Origin of the sequence: Isoptericola sp. NPDC060185, from assembly GCF_042728595.1 — a bacterium.
GTDB lineage: Bacteria > Actinomycetota > Actinomycetes > Actinomycetales > Cellulomonadaceae > Isoptericola.
The window spans coordinates 21,416-40,253 of record NZ_JBHWYY010000006.1; the positions used below are offsets into that span (position 1 = coordinate 21,416).

Annotated in this window: 15 protein-coding genes; 11 read left to right on the plus strand and 4 right to left on the minus strand. The window is 69.4% G+C overall.

Translation table 11 applies throughout. The annotated features are described in order from the left end of the window. Position 1: 1 nt before the first annotated feature. The 5 genes from ACFWDO_RS03840 (at position 2) to ACFWDO_RS03860 (ending at position 7,649) form a co-directional block, all read left to right on the plus strand. A complete protein-coding gene (locus ACFWDO_RS03840) occupies positions 2-1,618 on the plus strand; it encodes a type I restriction-modification system subunit M (protein WP_380316163.1) in 1,617 nt (538 codons plus the stop codon). Further along, positions 1,611-2,798 (plus strand): restriction endonuclease subunit S, encoded by a 1,188-nt coding sequence (locus ACFWDO_RS03845; RefSeq protein ID WP_380316166.1) that lies wholly within the window; start codon positions 1,611-1,613, stop codon positions 2,796-2,798. The genes ACFWDO_RS03840 and ACFWDO_RS03845 overlap by 8 nt, the downstream gene beginning before the upstream one ends. Continuing rightward, a complete protein-coding gene (locus tag ACFWDO_RS03850; protein WP_380316169.1) occupies positions 2,798-6,001 on the plus strand; it encodes a type I restriction endonuclease subunit R in 3,204 nt (1,067 codons plus the stop codon). Before ACFWDO_RS03845 ends, ACFWDO_RS03850 begins: the two co-directional genes overlap by 1 nt. Beyond that, a complete protein-coding gene (locus ACFWDO_RS03855; RefSeq protein WP_380316172.1) occupies positions 5,998-7,017 on the plus strand; it encodes a hypothetical protein in 1,020 nt (339 codons plus the stop codon). The genes ACFWDO_RS03850 and ACFWDO_RS03855 overlap by 4 nt, the downstream gene beginning before the upstream one ends. 299 nt (positions 7,018-7,316) lie before the next feature. Beyond that, positions 7,317-7,649 carry a hypothetical protein gene (locus tag ACFWDO_RS03860; RefSeq protein WP_380316175.1) on the plus strand — a complete coding sequence of 111 codons (333 nt, stop codon included), beginning with the start codon at positions 7,317-7,319 and terminating at the stop codon, positions 7,647-7,649. 1,300 nt (positions 7,650-8,949) lie between these two features. On the opposite strand, the gene ACFWDO_RS03865 is transcribed toward ACFWDO_RS03860, so the two are convergent. Beyond that, entirely contained in the window at positions 8,950-10,008 is a 1,059-nt protein-coding gene (locus tag ACFWDO_RS03865; RefSeq protein WP_380316178.1) for a hypothetical protein, read from the minus strand. A 562-nt stretch (positions 10,009-10,570) separates the two neighbouring features. Between ACFWDO_RS03865 and ACFWDO_RS03870 the strand changes: the two genes are divergently transcribed. From ACFWDO_RS03870 to ACFWDO_RS03880, 3 genes are read left to right on the plus strand one after another with little or no spacing between them, the layout of a single operon-like run. Further along, positions 10,571-11,701 (plus strand): 3-oxoacyl-[acyl-carrier-protein] synthase III C-terminal domain-containing protein, encoded by a 1,131-nt coding sequence (locus ACFWDO_RS03870; protein ID WP_380316181.1) that lies wholly within the window; start codon positions 10,571-10,573, stop codon positions 11,699-11,701. Beyond that, complete coding sequence (locus ACFWDO_RS03875) at positions 11,698-12,429, plus strand: iron-containing redox enzyme family protein (protein ID WP_380316184.1); 732 nt, start codon at positions 11,698-11,700, stop codon at positions 12,427-12,429. Before ACFWDO_RS03870 ends, ACFWDO_RS03875 begins: the two co-directional genes overlap by 4 nt. Next, positions 12,429-13,256: a DUF6999 family protein gene (locus tag ACFWDO_RS03880; RefSeq protein ID WP_380316187.1), complete on the plus strand. Its 828-nt coding sequence runs from the start codon at positions 12,429-12,431 to the stop codon at positions 13,254-13,256. Before ACFWDO_RS03875 ends, ACFWDO_RS03880 begins: the two co-directional genes overlap by 1 nt. A gap of 3 nt (positions 13,257-13,259) precedes the next feature. Here ACFWDO_RS03880 and ACFWDO_RS03885 read toward each other — a convergent pair whose 3' ends face one another. Further along, positions 13,260-13,691, minus strand: a complete 432-nt coding sequence (locus ACFWDO_RS03885; protein WP_380316190.1) for a hypothetical protein — start codon at positions 13,689-13,691, stop codon at positions 13,260-13,262. A 100-nt stretch (positions 13,692-13,791) separates the two neighbouring features. Here ACFWDO_RS03885 and ACFWDO_RS03890 point away from each other — a divergent pair, with 100 nt between their 5' ends. Further along, positions 13,792-14,280, plus strand: a complete 489-nt coding sequence (locus tag ACFWDO_RS03890; RefSeq protein ID WP_380316193.1) for a pyridoxamine 5'-phosphate oxidase family protein — start codon at positions 13,792-13,794, stop codon at positions 14,278-14,280. Between the two features lie 30 nt (positions 14,281-14,310). Here ACFWDO_RS03890 and ACFWDO_RS03895 read toward each other — a convergent pair whose 3' ends face one another. Continuing rightward, positions 14,311-14,745, minus strand: coding sequence for a hypothetical protein (locus tag ACFWDO_RS03895; protein WP_380316196.1), 435 nt, complete (start codon positions 14,743-14,745; stop codon positions 14,311-14,313). Between the two features lie 97 nt (positions 14,746-14,842). Here ACFWDO_RS03895 and ACFWDO_RS03900 point away from each other — a divergent pair, with 97 nt between their 5' ends. Together ACFWDO_RS03900 and ACFWDO_RS03905 are read left to right on the plus strand one after the other, a co-directional pair. Next, positions 14,843-16,594, plus strand: coding sequence for a glycoside hydrolase family 9 protein (locus ACFWDO_RS03900; RefSeq protein ID WP_380316199.1), 1,752 nt, complete (start codon positions 14,843-14,845; stop codon positions 16,592-16,594). Beyond that, positions 16,591-17,205, plus strand: a complete 615-nt coding sequence (locus tag ACFWDO_RS03905; RefSeq protein ID WP_380316202.1) for a GNAT family N-acetyltransferase — start codon at positions 16,591-16,593, stop codon at positions 17,203-17,205. The genes ACFWDO_RS03900 and ACFWDO_RS03905 overlap by 4 nt, the downstream gene beginning before the upstream one ends. Positions 17,206-17,212: 7 nt before the next feature. Here ACFWDO_RS03905 and ACFWDO_RS03910 read toward each other — a convergent pair whose 3' ends face one another. After that, complete coding sequence (locus ACFWDO_RS03910; RefSeq protein ID WP_380316205.1) at positions 17,213-18,808, minus strand: beta-N-acetylhexosaminidase; 1,596 nt, start codon at positions 18,806-18,808, stop codon at positions 17,213-17,215. Positions 18,809-18,838 lie beyond the last annotated feature (30 nt).

The window sequence follows — 18,838 nt, forward strand, 5'->3', positions numbered from 1 at the left end:
CATGCCACCCCGTACCAAGACCGTCTCGAGCGCTCCCTCCACGATGAAGGAGCTCAAGGACACCCTGTGGAAGGCTGCCGACAAACTGCGCGGCTCCCTGTCCGCGTCGCAGTACAAGGACGTCATCCTCGGCCTGGTGTTCCTCAAGTACGTCTCCGACGCCTACGAGGAGCGTCACGAGGCGATCCGCGCGGACCTGCTGGCCGATGGCTTCGAGGAGTCGCAGATCGGACCGCTGCTCAACGACCCCGACGAGTACCAGGGGTACGGGGTGTTCGTCGTGCCGCAGCAGGCGCGCTGGGCGTACCTGTCGGAGAACTCCAAGGGCAAGCCCGCGGTCGGCAGCGAGCCGCCGCGTACCATTGGGTCGCTCGTCAACGACGCGATGGACGTCGTCATGGGCGCCAACCCGAGCTTGGTCGGCACGCTGCCGCGGATCTACAACCGCGACAACATCGACCAACGGCGCCTCGGCGAACTCGTCGACCTGTTCAACAGCACCCGGTTCAGCCGGCAGGGCGAGCACAAGGCCCGCGACCTCATGGGCGAGGTGTACGAGTACTTCCTTGGCGCGTTCGCCCGCGCCGAAGGCAAGCGCGGCGGCGAGTTCTTCACTCCGCCCTCAGTGGTCAAGGTGATCGTCGAGGTGCTCGAGCCGCATGAGGGTCGCGTTTACGACCCGTGCTGCGGCTCCGGCGGCATGTTCGTGCAGACCGAGAAGTTCGTCCACGACCACGACGGCGATCCGAAGAATGTCGCGATCTACGGCCAGGAGCTCAACGAGGAGACATGGCGCCTGGCGAAGATGAACCTCGCGATCCACGGCATCGACAACAAGGGCCTAGGCGCCCGGTGGGGCGATACGTTCGCCCGGGACCAGCACCCGGACGTCCTCATGGACTTCGTCATGGCGAACCCGCCGTTCAACATCAAGGACTGGGCGCGCAACGTCGAGGACCCGCGCTGGCGGTACGGGGTCCCGCCCGCCACCAACGCGAACTACGCCTGGATTCAGCACATCCTGTCCAAGCTTGCCCCCGGCGGACGTGCCGGCGTCGTGATGGCGAACGGGTCGATGTCGTCGAACTCGAACGGCGAGGGCGACATCCGCCGGCAGATCGTCGAGGCCGACCTTGTCGCCTGCATGGTCGCCCTGCCGACGCAGCTGTTCCGCAGCACCGGTATCCCCGTGTGCCTGTGGTTCTTCGCCAAGGACAAGACCGCGGGCACGCAGGGGTCGATCGACCGTACCGGGCAGGTGCTGTTCATCGATGCCCGCGAGCTCGGACACATGGTCGACCGCGCCGAGCGCGACCTGTCGGTCGAAGACATCACGAAGATCGGCAGCACGTACCACGCGTGGCGCGGGTCGGCGTCGACGGTCGGCGAATACGAGGACATTGCGGGCTATTGCCGGTCTGTCTCGCTTACGGAGATCGAGGCGGCCGGTTACGCGCTGACACCAGGTCGCTATGTCGGATCGGCCGACGGCGCGGTCGACGACGAGAGCGCCGGCGACAAGGTCGAACGCTTGACGCGTCAGCTTCTACACGCGCTGGACGAGTCGAGCCAGCACGACGCCGTTGTCCGCTCCAGCCTGGAGCGCCTCGATGGCTGACTTGGTAGAGATGTCCTTCGGTGACCTTGGTGACCTCTTCGACGGCCCGCACGCTACTCCCGTACGCCGTCAGTCCGGGCCGTACTTCCTGAACATTTCCAGCCTTCAATCAGGACGCCTCAATCTTGCCGAGTCGGACCATGTTTCGCCAGAAGACTTCTCGAAGTGGACTCGCCGCGTGACCCCTCGTGCGGGCGATCTGCTCTTCTCGTACGAGACGCGTCTGGGTGAAGCCGCGCTGATGGTCGACGGAGTGGAAGCGTGCCTTGGGCGCCGAATGGCGCTCCTCCGCCCGAACCTGTCCATCGTCGACCCTCGATTCCTGCTCTATTACTACTTGAGCCCGGGATTCCAGCGCATTATCGCGACCAACGCGATCCACGGCGCAACGGTTTCGCGCATCGGCCTCGCGGCTATGCCGAAGTGGCACGTGGAAATCCCGGAACTGGCGAGGCAGCGGGCGATTGCCGAGGTGCTCGGGGCGCTCGACGACAAGATCGCCGCCAACGACCGCGCATCGGCGCTTGCGGACGACCTGGCTCGTTCGCGCTATCACCTGCACGTCGCGAGCCGCCCGACGAGCCGAATGTCCGATGTGCTCGTTCCACTGCTCGGCGGGACGCCCACCAGGTCCGACTCGCGATTCTGGGACGGCGCGGTGCCGTGGGTTTCGGCTAAGGACGTGACCAGTGCGAGTCACGGCGTCATCAGAGCGACGTCCGAGGGAATTTCACAATCGGCCACCAGAGTCGCTCGTCTTCGCCCGCTTCCCGTCGGCTCCGTTGTACTGACTGCGCGCGGAACGGTTGGACGCGTCGCGCGCTTGGATGTCGCGGCGTCGATCAACCAGTCGTGTTATGGATTCGTCCCAGGGCGGCTACCCGCGGGAGCCCTGCGATTTGTCGTGGAGGCCGCCTCGGACCAAGCTCGAGCGTTGGCGCACGGATCTGTATTCGACACGATCACCATGCGGACATTCGACCACGTCCTTATCCCCGACCTGACCGACGACGAGTGGAACGGTATCGAGGGAGACGTGCGACCGCTACTTGGGCTGGTGTCGGGACTCGTTCGTGAGAACTCGGTTCTGGCGAAGACGCGAGATGAACTGCTTCCGCTGATGATGTCGGGCAAGGTCCGGGTCCGCGATGCTGAGAAGAGGGTGGAGGAGGTGCTCTGATGGTGAGTGAGGCGGAGTGGGAGGACATCGCGCTCGAGCGGCTGTCCGAGCACGGCTGGGAGCCGCTCGCCGGCGCGCAGGTCGCGCCGGGCGCCGAGCTAGGGCGCTCGTCGTGGGACGACATCGTGCTGCGCGACCGGGCGATGGCCGCGCTGCGCCGTCTCAACCCGCTCGTGCCGGAGGGGTACCTGGAGCAGGCGCTGGCGGAGGTGCTGTCGCCGGCGTCGCAGGACCCGATCGCGGAGAACTTCCGGCTGCACGAGGTGCTCGTGCACGGGTACCGCGGCATCACGTACGTCGACCCCGACGGGGTCGAGCAGAACCCGACGATCCGCTTCGTCAGCCACCGCGTCGAGGACAACGAGTGGCTGACCGTCAACCAGGTGACGATCCGCTCGGCCGAGCATGAGCGCCGGTTCGACGTGGTGCTGTACCTAAACGGCTTGCCCGTCGTCGTCGTTGAGCTGAAGAAGGCCGGTGCCGAGCGCGCCGACGTGTCGGCCGCGCACGCGCAGCTCGAGACGTACCTGCGCGAGTTCCCGATGGCGTTCCGGTTCGTCGTGCTGACGATCGTCAGCGACGGCATCACGGCCCGGTACGGCACGCCGTTCACGCCGCTCAACCACTACTCACCGTGGAACGTCGACGACGACGGCCGCCGCGTCACGCCCGGTGCCGACGTGCGCGACGACAGCCTCGGACTGGAGATCGAGCTGCTCATCGATGGGGTCTGCAACCCGGAGCGGTTCCTACAGCTGCAGCGCAACTTCGTCGCGTTCGACGAGGGCGCCGAGGGATACGACAAGCGGATCGCCAAGCCGCACCAGTACTTCGCGGTCACCAAGGCCGTCGGGTCGACGGTGACCGCGGTCGAGAGCAACGGCAAGGCCGGCGTCGTGTGGCACACGCAGGGCTCAGGCAAGTCGATGGAGATGGAGCTATACGCGCACCTCGTCGCTCTGCAGCCCAAGCTCAAGAACCCGACGCTCGTCGTCGTCACCGACCGGACCGAGCTCGACAGCCAGCTCTTTGAGGCGTTCAACCGGTCGAGGTTGCTCGCCGAAAGCCCGGTGAGTGTCACTTCCCGCGGGCAGCTTCGCGACGCGTTGACGGCCCGGGCGACCGGCGGGATCTACTTCACGACGCTGCAGAAGTTCGGGCTTACCGAGGACGAGCGCAAGGCCGGCGCGGACCACCCGCTGCTCACCGACCGGCGCAACATCGTCGTCGTCGTCGACGAGGCGCACCGCAGCCACTACGACGACCTCGACGGCTACGCCCGCCACATCCGCGACGCGCTGCCCAACGCCGCGTTTATCGCGTTCACCGGCACCCCGATCTCGTTCGTCGACCGCAACACGGCCGAGGTGTTCGGCGAGGTGATCGACACCTACGACCTCACACGCGCTGTCGAGGACGGCGCGACGGTCCCGGTCTACTTCGAGCCGCGTCTCATCTCCGTCAAGCTCGCTACCGACGTCTCCGACGAGGACCTCGACACCGCGGCCGACGAGGCGTCGACCGGGCTCGACGAGGTCGAGCGGGAGCGGATCGAGAAGTCCGTGGCGGTCATCAACGCCGTCTACGGGGCGCCCGCGCGCATTTCCGCGCTCGCCGACGACCTGCTCGACCACTGGGACAAGCGCTCGCAGGCCATGCGCCCGTTCCTGGAGTCGCCGGGTAAGGCGTTCATCGTCGGTGCGACCCGGGAGATCTGTGCCCAGCTCTACGAGGAGATCGTCGCCCGCCGGCCGCAGTGGCACGACGACGTCGTCGACAAGGGGTCCATCAAGGTCGTCTACTCCGGCTCGGCGGCAGACAAGGGCATCGTCGCGAAGCACGTGCGCCGCGACGCGCAGAACAAGGTCATCCAGAAGCGCCTCAAGGACGCCGACGACCCGCTTCAGATCGTCATCGTCAAGGACATGATGCTCACCGGCTTCGACGCGCCGCCGCTGCATACGCTCTACCTGGACCGGCCGCTGAAGGGCGCCCTGCTCATGCAGACCCTCGCCCGCGTCAACCGGACCTTCCGAGGCAAGCCCGACGGTCTGCTCGTCGCGTACGCCCCGCTGGCCGACAACCTCAACAAGGCGCTGGCCGAGTACACCGAGAAGGACCAGGCGACCAAGCCCGTCGGCCGCAACATCGACGAGGCCGCGGCGCTGGCCCGCGCGCTCATCGAGGCGCTCGACGCGGTCTGCGCCGGCTACCCGTGGCAGCAGCAGATCGGCGCCGACGCGAAAAGTTGGATCAAGGCCGCCGTCGGCGTCACCAACCACCTGCGGTCACCCGCCACCGCCGGCAACCATGCGGCCGACGGCGTCGAGACGCTCGGTGCCCGGTTCCGCCGGCTCGCGAACCAGCTCGCGCGGGCCTGGGCCCTCGCGTCCGGCTCGCAGACGCTCGACGACCTGCGCCGGACCGCGAAGTTTTACGAAGAGGTCCGCGTCTGGATGGCGAAGTTCGACGCGAACGAGCGGCAGTCCTCCGGTGAGCCCGTGCCCGAGGAGATCAGCCGCATGCTCGCCGGCCTCGTCGCGACCGCGACCGCGACAGGCGAGATCGTCGACATCTACGACGCCGCAGGACTGCCTAAGCCCTCGCTGTCCGACCTGGGCCCGGAGTACGTCCACCGTGCCCAGCGGGCTGACAACCCGCACCTGGCGATCGAGGCCCTGCGTGACCTGCTCATCGAGGAGTCCGCGCGCGTCACCCAGAACAGCATCGTCCGTCAGCGCGCGTTCTCCGAGAAGCTCAAGGAGCTGATGAACCGCTACACCAACCAGCAGCTCACCTCGGCGGAGGTCATCGCCGAGCTCATCGAGCTCGCCAAGGAGGTCGCCGCCGAAGCCACCCGCGGCGAGCAGTTCACCCCGCCTCTCAACTCCGACGAGCTTGCGTTCTACGACGCCGTCGCCGCGAACGAGTCCGCGGTGGATGTCCAGGGCGATGACGTCCTCGCTCAGATTGCGCGCGAGCTTGTCGCCGTCATGCGCCGCGATATCAAGACCGACTGGACCGTGCGCGACGACGTGCGCGCCAAACTCCGCTCGTCCATCAAGCGGCTGCTCGTCAAGTACAGGTACCCACCGGACAAGCAGCTTGGCGCCATCACGCTCGTCATGGAGCAAATGGAGAGCATGGCCCCCCGGGTGGCGGCCCAGGGGTCAACCTCGTTCGTTGCCACGTTGGAGCCGTGATGGGGTCGAAGGATACGAAGAGCGCGGCGAGCCCTATCTCACCCGGGCAGGGCCAACTCGCCTTCGAGGACCAGGACCTATTCGAGCACTTCGAAGACTCCGTCGAGACCGGGATCACTGAAGATACCGCCAAAGCCTCAGTGGACGCGCTGCTCGCGAGTGCGAGCCGCTACTCCACCCCTTCCGAGTACCGCGACCTCGTGGCGTTCGTCGGTAAGCTGCCTCGGTACAGCCCGTTCAACCGGATGCTCGTACACATCCAGGACCCGGGAGCAAAGTACGTGGCCACGGCCGCCCGGTGGCGATCAGAGTTTGGACGGGAAATCACGCCGGGCGCTCGGCCGATCATCGTCTTACAGCCGATGGGGCCGGTCCTCATCGTCTTCGATGTCCGGCATACTGAGGCCGTGGGACCGAACCCCAGGCCGGTCCCAACGAGCGCCACCGACCCTATCGCCATCGGCTATCGGGCACCCGAAACTGAGATCGAAACTCGGTGGTCACGGATCGAGCACAACGCGATCCGCGACGGTATCCGCATTTCGCTCGTCGACCACGGCGCTCACGCGGGCGGTTCGACGACGTCCCGCCTTTCGTCGGGGATCATGTTGTCCCGGCCGTCTCGCGCACGCGACGCGGCGGGCCGCCCGGAAAAGTTCCCGCTTCGTTACGACGTCGAGGTGAACGGCACTCTGAGGCGGCGCGACCAGTACGCGACGCTCGTGCACGAACTCGCGCACATCTACTGCGGGCACCTTGGATCGCCGAATGAGAAGAACTGGCCGTCGCGTCCGCGAACCCCGCACGACGTGGAAGAGGTCGAGGCGGAGTCAGTCGTCCACATGATCGTCTCGCGCGTCGACCCGGGCGTCGTGATGGGCGACTACATCCAGGGCCATCTTGACAAAGCAGGTGTGCCCCCGGGCGTGAGCCTCAACGCGATGACTAAGGCCGCAGGGCTGATCGAGGACATGGGTGACAGTTGGCTCCCCGCCCGCAAGCACGGTCGCGGCTGATCTGTGCGGTATCGAGTCGCTGAAACCCAGTCCCGAGCGAGCTCGTCGCAGGCAATTTCTACTTTGAGGTGAGCTCCTGACACTCAGTCTGACGCGCGAGACTACAACGGCCGCTGCTCCCGCTAGACCGTCGTCACCAAAGTTCCTGACGCACCTCTTGCACCCGTGTAGATCGCCGAAGATGCGTGACGTGACCGGTTGACCGGTTCGGTCCCCACGTTCGGCCCTCGACGCCGATCTCCCCGGTGCGGACACCTCAGCCTCGGATGCCCCCAGCACCGCGCCAACATCGAACCTGGGTGAAACACGGCGTCGTCGAGGTGCTACTGGTGGCCGGTGGGGCCAGCGAGCCCGGGCAGGTAGTAGCGCAGCAAGGTCTGGACGGCCTCGTCGAACACGAGGCGATCGCCGTAGACGGCGGCCAGATGCCACAGCCAGCGGGCCAACTGTTGTGCGTTCTGCTCGTGGAGGACCACGATCTCCTCCAGGTCGGCGAGCTGGCGAGCGATCGCGGCCTCGCCTGCGTCGAGCTCACGGATGCGCGTCGTGGCGTCCTGGCCGAGCAACTTGAGCTTGGCGGCGAGCGCGCGGTCACGACGGGCGGCAGCACGCTGTCGGGTGAGCGCACGTGACCGTTTGGATTATTCGGCCGACCGCTCGCGGCGAGCGGCCCGCGCGCTCTGATCGGAGCAGTACCGGCCCCCGTGACGGGCACGCTCATCGGGGACTGCTCGCGCACACTCTGAGCGAGCGCATCGGCGCTCGCGGGTCGGTGCGGTGCGGGCTTGGCGCATGCAACCCGGCGAGCATTATTTCGCCCGTCGGCGCAGGCGCTCGACATCGACGACGCGATCGCAGCCGTCGCGCGCGCACGACTTTGGGACTGGAGGCTTCCACGACGACAGCCCCTTGCGACGGGCGATGTAGTCACGCGAGGATGAGACGCTCGCGCACCCTGGCGAGCGATATCTTGCGGTCAAACGTCGGGCTGCGGGTATCGGCGCGTTGCAGGTGATGTTGGCGCACAGCCGGACCGTCTCTGGCGTCGAGGTGTTCACGTCTGGGACATCGTCGTCGGGGGTCGAGCGCGGGGACCGATACCGGTCAACCAATCACGTCACGCGACGCAGCCGATTTACACGGGTGCAAGAGGCGCGTCACGAATTTCGGTGTCGGCGGTCTTCGGCGGCGACAGCGGCACTCAGGAGGAGCTCGCGTGGTCGTTCGAGCGGAGCCTTGGCGCGAGCTGGTCGGCTCCGGAGGCGACTTCGATGAGGTGGGCGTGAGGTCGTGCTCGTCGATGTCGTGGCCACCGGCCGAACTCCGCTCCTGACCAACTCCGTCCGTGTCACCGGTTACGAGGCCTTCACCGACATCGACGCGACCGTCCGTGACCTCGGGCCTACGCACTAACGTCAAGGAGAACGCGGCCCGCGGCCACCTCGCCGAGTTCCTGGTCGCCAAGGCCGGTCGGCGCCGCGGGGCCGCGCATTGAATCGAACGAAAGTATCATATTGACTATTCACGGGCTCTGTGATCCGTGCGGCGGCCTACTCGACCATGTCGAGGACAACTTCATCGGCCACGGCACCCTCTGAGTGGAGGAGTGGCTATGGCGTCCCAGGTACGAGCGCCTGCAGGTTCGCCGAAATGTGCCGAGGTCGATATCACAGATACCCTGGCCAGCACTCGGCACGGCGCGTCAGGGCGAGCAATTAGCGCCTACAAGCACGCATCTCTCGGCGGCACTGGACATTAATGCAGCCCGCATCCTTGTAAGTACCGGGCATCCCGCGTCATCTACTAAGGATCTGATGACCTCCTGGTGCCCGACGACCCGGAAAGTGTATCGCCTCGGACGAGCGGGTGCGCAGTTCAAGACCCAGAGTGGACTTCGCACAGTAGAATAACCGGGAGGCGACCAAACTGAACCTACGGAACGCGCGCATGGAATGGGCCAGACATATCGCGCCCACCCTCACGCCACATCAGCATCCCTACGACGAAAGCAGTTCCGTCCGGCCACTGCGTGAACTGGATCTCCAGTGCACATCCCGGATCAATATCTGTGCTGCCATGTTCCTCAAGCGCTACGCCATTCCGTGAAATCTCTACCCGGACATCTTCGGCCGACGTCCGGCCACCGTTTTCAACGACTAGAGACCACTGCGGTGAATATGTTCCTTGCTTCACCGCAACCGACAAGCTCGCATCCGACGGCTGGCGCTCGATTTCCGCTGGTAGCGCGACCTGTTCGCTTGCCCACGGGTCGGACCACCAGCTTCTGCGGCGGTCTGTCATCTGAACGCGCCACCACACCGCTACCACCATGACGAGCGCAACGAGCCAGGCCGCGGCCTGCGTCAAATTTGAGAACGAGTCGTGTGCCCAAGGCTGCAGCGTAAACCAGCACACGCCGGTTGCCCCAGCGATGGGTCCAACGGTCCACCACCATCTCGCACTTTTGCCGATTCGTCGAACGTAGTGCGCGTGACGAATTCCCTCAAATTTTGCCGAACGGGGCCGACCGCTCGCGACGCCCTCAATCACAAGCGCCTGTCCGATCGAAAGCTGGAATGGCTCGCATTCCCAGCGATTCAAGTCGCCGCCACCATCGACATGCTTCCCGTTAGCGAGCAGTCGAACGAATCTCACCTTCTCGCAACCTACCAGTTCTGTTGAGAACAGGCATAAGCCGCTCTTGTTTAACGGCGAGAACTGTTTGTCCAACTCGATGTCTCTGTGGCCCGTGTTTACGGCAACTAGCTTAAAGATGTGCGGGTTCGATACATTTTGACCCAAGACGCGCGCCACATTAGTGCGGCGTCCATCCTTGGCGAATCGGTGCGAACGTAGCTGCCACGCCATCACCACCTCATCGTCTGGCCGATCACGCTGGCGCAACACACTCACGCCTGAGAGAACGGCCAGCAGCAGCGTCGTCCCAATGGCTAACAAGTCCCCAGCCGTCACCTGGGCGTCCAGATCCATGTGCACAGTGTGAACCACCGCGCGATAGCGTGGCCGCGCGGACTGCCGCACGATGGAGGACGCCGACGCCAGAGGGGGCATCGTGGGCGGGGGATTCGCCTTCCTCTGCCTTCCTCGCCGCGTGGAACAGTGGATGAGGCTCTTGAAGGCTGGGGCGACTGAGGTCGGCGGTTCCATTCGGGTGCGGTAGTCACGGCGGCGCCGCGGCGCGTCACGGCCCGGGGTCGTGCCTGGCGGGCACGGCCCCCAGTCCGGACGAGCTGGTCCACCAGGAACTGTAGATGGGCTGTCTCGCTTGGCGACGTGCTCAGAGGGGCACGCAGGGGGCACGAGATGCAGGAATGAGGACAAGAACCGCGGAATGTCAACGATTCTGGGCCACCGATCCTAGAGGATCAACTTCTTACCGCCGCCGCTCCAGGAAGGCCGACTCGCCGCGTCCGTTCGGCGAGAACCGGAAATCGCCAAGCCAGGCACGTACAGACCGCTTCCGGGACATCCGGTCGGGTCAGCTTGGTGCGACCTGGTGACGCAAGCGCCCATGTGTGGCTGAATGGCCCCCATGCCAGCGACCGCGTACGTCACCGGCCTGGGCCGGTACCTTCCCGGCGAACCGGTAGCCAACGAGGACGTGGCCCGCCGGCTCGGCGGCGTCGGCAGGCGCACGGACGGTCTGCGCGCCCGTATCCAGCGCGCCAACGGCATCCGGCAGCGGTACTACGCGCTGGACGACGAAGGCCGCACCACCGAGCTCAACGAGGAGCTCGCCGTCCACGCGATCGAGGACGCGCTGGCCGACCGGGGGATCGCCGCATCCGACCTGGGCATGCTCGCGTGCGCGACGACGCAGGGTGACCTGCTGGTGCCGGGGTTCGCGTCGATGGTGCACGGGCGGCTCGGCGGCGGGCCGATGCAGACGCTGACGGCGGGCGGCGTGTGCGCGTCGAGCATCGCCGCGCTCGACGCGGCGGTGAGCAAGGTGCGGCTCGGCGACCACCCGCGGGCGGTGGTGGTGGGCTCGGAGCTGGCCAGCCGGTGGCTGCACCAGCGGCGGTTCGACGGCGTCGAGGACCACCTGGACGCGCACTTCCTGCGGTGGATGCTGTCCGACGGCGCGGGCGCGGCGATCGTCGAGTTCCAGCCCCGCCCCGACAGGCCGTCGCTGCGCGTGGACTGGGTCCGGCAGGTCTCCCTGGCGCACGAGCACGAGGTCTGCATGCGCGCGGGCCTCGACGGGCCCACCGCCGTCGCGGGGCGGACCTGGCAGGACTACGACGACGTGGCCACCGCCGAGAAGGCCGGGCTGATGCAGATCCGGCAGGAGACGGCCGTGCTCGACGAGCTCGCCGCGGCGGGGCTCGCGCAGTTCGAGGAGCTCGTTGACCGCGGCCTGATCGACCTGAAGAAGCTCGACCACGTGCTCTGCCACTACAGCACCAACGCCTTCCGCGACGTCGTCTTCGACGCGCTGAGCACCCGCGTGCCCGGCATGGACACGAGCCGCTGGTTCTCCAACCTGGAGACCTGCGGCAACACCGGCGCGGCGAGCATCTTCATCGCGCTGGAGGAGGCGTGGCGCACCGGGCGCTTCGCGCCGGGCGACACGATCCTCCTCGCCGTCCCCGAGTCCGGACGGTTCTCGTTCGGGTTCGCCCACCTGACCGTCGTCGCACCGCGAGGGAGCAGCAGATGACCAGCACCGGGATCAGCACGGAGACGAGCACCGTGACCGTCGAGGGCTACCGCCCGCCGCAGCCGGACCGGGCGGCCGGGCTGCTCGCCCGGCTCGCCGACGTCTGGACGGAGTTCGAGGCCCGGCTGGCCGAGGTGCCGATCCTGCGGGCGCTCGACGCCGGGGACGTGACGGTCGCCGACTACCAGCGGCTGCTGCACAACCTGCGCCAGCAGGTGGTCGACGGGTCGTTGTGGATCGCGCGGGCGGCGTCGAACTTCGACATGGACCACTTCGACCTGCGCTCGGCCGCCATCTCGCACGCGCTGGAGGAGCACCGCGACCACCTGCTCCTCGAACGCGACTACGTCGCCGTCGGCGGCTCCCTCGAGGCGCTGCGCGCGGGGCGCAAGAACCTCGGCTCGCAGGCGCTGTCCGGCTACATGTTCCACGAGGCGAGCCGGCCGAACCCGGTCGGGTGCCTCGGCGCGATGTTCATCATCGAGGGGCTCGGCGCGCAGAAGGCCGGGGTGTGGGCCCGGCGCTTCCAGGAGGCGCTCGGGCTGGCGGACAACCAGGTGCACTTCATGGCCTACCACCAGGACGCCGACGCCGAGCACACCGGCACGCTGGACGCCATCCTCACCTCGGACCGGATCGACGACGACGCGGCCGACGCCATCGTCACCTGCGCCCGTGTGGTCGCCCGGCTCTACGTCATGCAGCTGACCGAGCTGGACGAGATCTGATGCCCGTGAGGTCCGACCCGAGCATGTGGGAGGCGATCTACGCCGACCCCTCGGTGCCGCTCGACAAGCCGCTGGTGCGGATGATCATCGAGGACCAGCAACGACCGTCGCGCCGTCTGCTGTACCCGATCGCGCGGATCGTCTCCCGGGTGCTGGTGGCCGTGCTCTCCGTCATCAAGCGGGTGTTCCCCGGCCGGTGGATGACGCTGACCACCATGGACGCACTGTGCCTGTGGTTCCTGCGCCGGTTCGTGGCGCCGGACGCCGTCGAGCTGCTCATCCGCCACTTCGTGGTCGAGACGAACCTGGTGAACTTCATCATCCGCAACACCCCGGCCGCCATCGAGCCGGTCACGCTGCGCCCGACGACGCTGGCCGGGCTGGGCGACAACGCCGTCGTCGAGCACGACGTCAACGTCTACGACGTGCTCATCGCGCTCGAGGGGATAGACATCGCGGCGCCCGAGCGCCTGAACTTCGCCCAGCTCGACGTGCCGGACCTCGACCCCGAACGCCGCCGCCCCCGGCTGCTGCGCCTCGACATCCAGACGGCCCTGTGCCTGATGAACATCCCGTTCTGCATCGCGCTGAACCTGGAGGAGTTCCGCCGGGCGATCCACTCGCTGCGCTTCGACGACTCCTTCCTGAGCATCCTCGCCGTCCTGACCGACGACGAGACCTTCGAGCACTGGAAGATGGGCGCGCTGAGCCTCTGGATGGACACGAACGTCGACGTCCCGCAGCTCGTCTACCGGCACGCGCTGGTGTGCGAGTACGCCCACGCCCACCTCGTCTCGATCGCGCAGCGGCGGGGCGAGGAGGTGTAGGGGCTACCCCGCGCGGCGGAACAGGTAGATCGCGTTCACGAGGCCCCGGGTGACGGTGCCCTCGCCGGTGGACATGACCCGCGCGGTCGACGTCGAGCCGGTCTGGACGAACACGTGGCTCACGTGCTCGAGCGACCAGCCGAGCGCCTCGATCGGCCCGAGAACCTCGACGCCCCCGGAGTACTCGGACACCGTGTTGTCGGACGAGCCGAACCCCGAGCTCTGCCCCGTGAGCGCCGAGACCGTCGCCGTGAACTGGAAGAACGCGTCGCCGCGTTGGTACGCCGTCGTCGCGCGACCCAGCGGGCTGGCGGCGAACTCGGCGCGCCGCTGCTCCTCGGCCCGCGCCGCCTCGGCGGCCTGCTGCTCGCGCTGACGGGCCTCCTTCTCCAGCCGCAGGGCTTCCTTCTCCTGCTCGGACTTACCCCACGCCATGGCATCTCCGTCGTCGCGCACCGATGTGGACCGTGATCGCGTCCGCCCGAGAGCGCCCGCGACGTCGGCATGATGGCACGCCCGGTGGGAGGATCGCCCGATGGACCAGCGCGACATCGACGCCGAGCTCGCCGCGGCGGGGGAGCTGCTCGACTTGCCGTCGGCGGCGCACCTCGCGTACGTCGCGCAGGACGGCACGCCGCGCGTCGTCCCGGTCGGGTTCTTCTGGACGGGCGAGGAGTTCGTCGTCTCGACGGCGGAGACGGCGCCCAAGGTCGCGGCGCTGACGGAACGCCCGGACGTCGCGCTGACCCTGGACGCGGACGTTCCGGGCGCGGGGGCCCGGTCGCTGTCGGTGCGGGGGCGCGCGGAGGTCCGCATCGTCGACGGCGTGGTGGACGAGTACCTCGCCGCGGCCCGCAAGGGCATGGCCGGCGAGGAGTACGAGCAGTTCGCGGCGGCCTGCCGGGGGCTGTACGACCGGATGGCGCGCATCGCGATCCGGCCGCGCTGGGCGCGCTACTACGACTTCGGCGCGGGTCGGGTACCGCGGTTCCTGCAGGAGCTCGCCGAGCGCGCCGGAGGCTGACGGGGCGCGCCGGCGGTCGGCCGGTCCGGCTCAGTCGGTGATGACGTCCCAGACCCACGCCGTCGCGGGCGCGCAGCCGAGGGTCGCGAGGGCGCGGACGGCGGCGTCCGCGGCGCGGTCCCGGTCCGCCCCGAGGAAGAGTTGGGCGAAGTTGTCCGTGGCGTACCCGTCGAGCCGGTGCGGGGCGTGCCAGCCGTCCTCGACGAGCGCGCGCTGCTGCTCCGGCGTGGAGGGCCAGAAGGCGTCGCTGACGCACTCGACCACGTACCCCTCCGGCCGGCACAGCGCCTGGACGTAGCGGGTGGCGGGCTCCCGCACGCGCCGTCGTCGGCCGAACAGCCCGCGCTCGGGCGGAAGGAAGGGATCCGGGGGCGGCGGCTCGCGGAGCACCAGAGCGTCCTCGGGGCGCAGCGCGCGCAGCCGCGCGTCGAGCTCGTCCCGTACGGGGGTCCACGCGTCCGCCATGAGGTCTGTCTACCGCAGGACGTCACGACACGTCGGCCCCGAGGAGGCCAGATCAGGCCGTGGCCGAGAAAGTGGTATGCGCTGGTATCTTCCTGGCATGGACGCAGAGACACGGCGGGGAGCCGCCGCGGCGACGGGCGCCGCGCTCCTGGTGAACGAGCTGGGCTACGGAGCGGGGCCGGCGCGACGCGTCGTCGTCGCGCTCGCCGACCCCGACGAGCGCGTGGCGCTCCGGTGGGGGCGGGACGGCACGGAGGTCGAGGTCCCCCTGGCCGCGCCGGTCCGCACCCCGGGCTGGTCCGTGGGCTGGCACCGGGTGGGCGAGCTGCCGCCCGACATGCCCGCGGGGGAGCACCGGCTCCGGCTGGTCCGCGGCGACGGCTCCGAGATGGTGCGGACCGTCGGCGTGGGGCCGGGTCGCTGGCAGGCGGTCGCCGTGTCCGACGTGCTCGCGTACTTCCGCTCGGTCCGGTCGTTCGGCGAGATCGACCGCAAGGACCGCGCCGCGGCGTTCTACGACGACCCCGCGCGCCCGCCGGTCGACGCGCGCGGCGGCTGGCTGGACGCGTCGGGCGACTTCAGCAAGTTCCTCAGCCACCTCACCTACACGGACCTCATGAGTCCGCAGCAGATCCCGCTGTGCGCGTGGGCGTTCGCCGCGGCCCGCGACGACCTGGCGCGCGCCCACCCGCGCGTCGCCGCGGCGCAGGGCTCGCGCCTGCGCGACGAGGCCCTGCACGGGGCCGACTTCCTGGTGCGGTTCCAGGCCCCGGAGGGGTACTTCTACACGGGGATCTTCGACGCGCTGACCAAGGACCTCGACGAGCGGGTGGTGACCGCGCCGCTGCAGGACAGCGTCCGCACCCAGCGCTGGCAGGCCGCCTTCCGGCACGGCGGGGGCGTGGCGATCGCCGCCCTCGCCCGCGCCTCGACCCTCGACGCCGACGGCGAGTTCTCCCGCGACCGCTACCTCGAGGCGGCGGTGCGGGGGCACGCCCACCTCGTCGAGCACAACACGGACTACCTGTTCAACGGCGTCGAGACCGTCCTCGACGACTACTGCGCCGCGCTGGCCGCGGCCGAGCTGGTCCTCGCCGCGCGGGCACGGGGCGCGGAGACCGCGCCCTTCCGCGCCCCGCTCGAGCGCCGCGTCGCGAACCTCCTCGCCGCCGTCCGCCACGACGCGGCGGGACGCGCGTACCTCGTCGCCGCGCCCGACGGGAGGACGTACCACCACGCGGCGGAGACAGGCCTCCCCGTGCTCGCCCTCCTGCGCGCGGCCGAGGCCGTCGACGCGGAGCGGCCACAGCTCGCGGACGACGCGCGCCGCGCCGCGGTCGACCTGGCGCTCGGCGCGCTCGACCGGGCGACGGCGGTGCCCAACCCGTTCGAGCACCCGCGGCACGTCGTCGCGGCACGCGGCGACGGCTCGACGATGGAGCAGTTCTTCTTCCCGCACGAGAACGAGACCGGCTACTGGTGGCAGGGGGAGAACGCGAACGTCGCGTCGCTGAGCGCCGCCGCGAGCGCCGCCGCGGCCGTGGCCCCCGCCGCGGACGCCGGACGCCTGCGCGACTGGGCCGAGCACCTCCTCGGCTGGGTCGTCGGGCTCAACCCGTACGCCGCGTGCATGCTCCAGGGGCGGGGCAGCGGCGCCGTCGAGTACTCCCAGGACTTCCCGAACCTGCCCGGCGGCATCCTCAACGGGATCACCGGCGGGTTCGACGACGAGTCCGACATCGACTTCGCGCCGCCGGGTCCGATGGCGACGGGGGAGTCGTGGCGGTGGGCGGAGCAGTGGATCCCGCACTCGGCCTGGTTCCTGCTCGCCGTGAGCGGTGCCCGATGACCGCGGCCCGCCGCGACGTCGTCGTCCGCGGCTTCCACCCGAGCGACCTGCCCGCCATGTACGACGTGTGCCTGCGCACGGGCGACTCGGGGCGGGACGCCACGCCCCTGTACGACGACCGGCACCTGCTGGGGCACGTGTACTGCGGCCCGTACCCCGTCGCCGACCCGGGCCTCACGTTCGTGGCCGTCGACGAGCTCGGCGTGGCGGGGTACGTCGTCGCGACGGCGGACGCCCGCGCGTTCTCCACGTGGCGCCGCAGCGTCTGGTACCCGCGGCTGCGGGACGCCTACCCGCGCGGCAGCCGCCGCCCGGGGCTGGAGTCCGACCGGATCGCGGAGATCTGGTCGGACACCGACCCCGGCGGCGACGTGCTGGACGCCTACCCCGCCGAGCTGCACATCGACCTGCTGCCCCGGCTGCAGGGCCGGGGCGTGGGCCGGGCTCTCACCGAGCGGCTGTGGTCGGCGCTGCGGGCCCGCGGGGTGCCGGGCGTGCACCTCGGCGTGGGGTCGGGGAACCCCGGCGCCAGGGCCTTCTACCTCGCCATGGGGTACACCGAGCACGCGGTGCACGACTGGGGCTCGACGATGGTGAAGGACCTCCGCTGACGGGGCCTCACGCCCGGTCCGACACGGACTCGACCCAGCGCCTGGTCGCCTCGATGTCGTCCCCGGTGGCGCGCCGGCGCCGGCCGAGCCCGCCGCGCTGCCACGGGCGCGGCCCGTCCAGCGGCCGGTAGGCGACGCCGCGGGCGTCGAGCACGTCGAGGGCGCGGAGGATCCGCTCCTCGAGCTCGTCCTCGTCGTCCACCGCGCCCCGCCAGAGCACCTCGGCCATCGCCAGGGCCCGCGGGAAGACGGCGTACTCGAGCTCCTCGCGCGTGGTGATCCACTCGGTCCACACCTGGAACTGGCCGCCGCGGACGTTTCGTCGTGCCGTGTCGTCCCAGGTCGCGGGGGCGACGTCGAACCGCATCACGTCGCGCAGCGTGATCGGCCCGCCCTGGGCGCGCGGTTCGTCGGGGTCCGTCGACTGGTCGAAGTTGAAGTAGGTCGGGAACAGCGGCGTGCGGACGAGGGCGCCGGCGCGGGCCGCGCGCTCGGCGACGGCGTCCCCGCGCCAGGCGGTGACGGTCGCGGCGGGGGTCAGCCCGCCGGTCACGAAGGCCTCGTCCCACATGAGGACCGACACTCCACGCGCCTCGAGCCGGGCGGCGAGCTCGCGCAGGAACCAGGCGTGCAGGTCCTCGCCGGTCCGGAGGCCGAGCGCCTCGCGGTGGGCGACGACCTCCGGGTCGTCCTCCCACCAGCCCATGTCGCACTCGTCGCCGCCCAGGTGGACGTACCGGATGCCGGTGGCGTCGACCAGCTCCGCGAGGACCCGGTCGAGCACCTCCACGGTTCGCGGCAGAGGGGCGACCGAGCTGCCGCCTGCGCCCACGGTCTGCAGCACGTCGACCTGCTCGCCCGGTCGGCCCAGCTCGGGCAGCGCGGCGCGCAGGGCGGTGGTGTGGCCGGGCAGGTCGATCTCGGCGACGACCTCCATGCCGAGCGTCCGCGCGTGGTCGGTGAGCCGGCGCAGGTCCGCCAGGGCGAGGTAGCCGCCGTGCGGGGTGGGGTCGGTCGGCCCGTCGGGCCCGAAGGTCGTGCCCGGGCGGTGGGTGGCGACCTGCACGAGCCGCGGCTCGACGAACGACTCGACGCGCCACCCCTGGTCGTCGCTCAGGTGCAGGTGGAGGCGGTTGTACCCGAACAGGGCGAGGGTCTCGACGAGGTCGCGTAGGACCGGCACGCCGAAGTAGTGCCGGCTCACGTCCAGCATGGCGCCGCGGTGCGGGAACCGGGGCGTCGACTCCAGCTCGAGGCAGGGGAGGTCGAAGGGCCCGTCGTGACCTCCGGGGCCGTGGGCGCCCGGCGCCAGCAGCTGGGCCAGGGCGCCGAGCGCGTGGGCGAGGCCGGGCTCGTCGGCGGCCGTGAGCACGACGCGGTCCGAGGTCACCTCCAGCCGGTAGCTCTCGGGCGCGCGCGCCGGGTCGGCCACGACCTCGAGCGGCGGCCCGTCGGGGTCGAGCACTCCCCAGCCGGCGAGCCGGCGCCGCGTGGCACGGAGCCACGGCGCGGGGACGTCCCCGGTCGGCTCGAGCCCGCCGGCCGCCGACAGGGTGCCGGCCTTCAGATCGAGCCGGTCGGGGCGGGGGATCAAGGGGAGCATCGGACGGCCTCCGGTGGGTGGGATGGTGCG

Excerpts from the sequence above, each read along its gene's own strand:
- ACFWDO_RS03840 (WP_380316163.1), top strand. The coding sequence starts at position 2 with ATGCCACCCCGTACCAAGACCGTCTCGAGCGCTCCCTCCACGATGAAG.
- ACFWDO_RS03845 (WP_380316166.1), top strand. The coding sequence starts at position 1,611 with ATGGCTGACTTGGTAGAGATGTCCTTCGGTGACCTTGGTGACCTCTTC.
- ACFWDO_RS03850 (WP_380316169.1), top strand. The coding sequence starts at position 2,798 with ATGGTGAGTGAGGCGGAGTGGGAGGACATCGCGCTCGAGCGGCTGTCC.
- ACFWDO_RS03865 (WP_380316178.1), bottom strand. The coding sequence starts at position 10,008 with ATGGATCTGGACGCCCAGGTGACGGCTGGGGACTTGTTAGCCATTGGG.
- ACFWDO_RS03870 (WP_380316181.1), top strand. The coding sequence starts at position 10,571 with ATGCCAGCGACCGCGTACGTCACCGGCCTGGGCCGGTACCTTCCCGGC.
- ACFWDO_RS03875 (WP_380316184.1), top strand. The coding sequence starts at position 11,698 with ATGACCAGCACCGGGATCAGCACGGAGACGAGCACCGTGACCGTCGAG.
- ACFWDO_RS03880 (WP_380316187.1), top strand. The coding sequence starts at position 12,429 with ATGCCCGTGAGGTCCGACCCGAGCATGTGGGAGGCGATCTACGCCGAC.
- ACFWDO_RS03885 (WP_380316190.1), bottom strand. The coding sequence starts at position 13,691 with ATGGCGTGGGGTAAGTCCGAGCAGGAGAAGGAAGCCCTGCGGCTGGAG.
- ACFWDO_RS03890 (WP_380316193.1), top strand. The coding sequence starts at position 13,792 with ATGGACCAGCGCGACATCGACGCCGAGCTCGCCGCGGCGGGGGAGCTG.
- ACFWDO_RS03895 (WP_380316196.1), bottom strand. The coding sequence starts at position 14,745 with ATGGCGGACGCGTGGACCCCCGTACGGGACGAGCTCGACGCGCGGCTG.
- ACFWDO_RS03900 (WP_380316199.1), top strand. The coding sequence starts at position 14,843 with ATGGACGCAGAGACACGGCGGGGAGCCGCCGCGGCGACGGGCGCCGCG.
- ACFWDO_RS03905 (WP_380316202.1), top strand. The coding sequence starts at position 16,591 with ATGACCGCGGCCCGCCGCGACGTCGTCGTCCGCGGCTTCCACCCGAGC.
- ACFWDO_RS03910 (WP_380316205.1), bottom strand. The coding sequence starts at position 18,808 with ATGCTCCCCTTGATCCCCCGCCCCGACCGGCTCGATCTGAAGGCCGGC.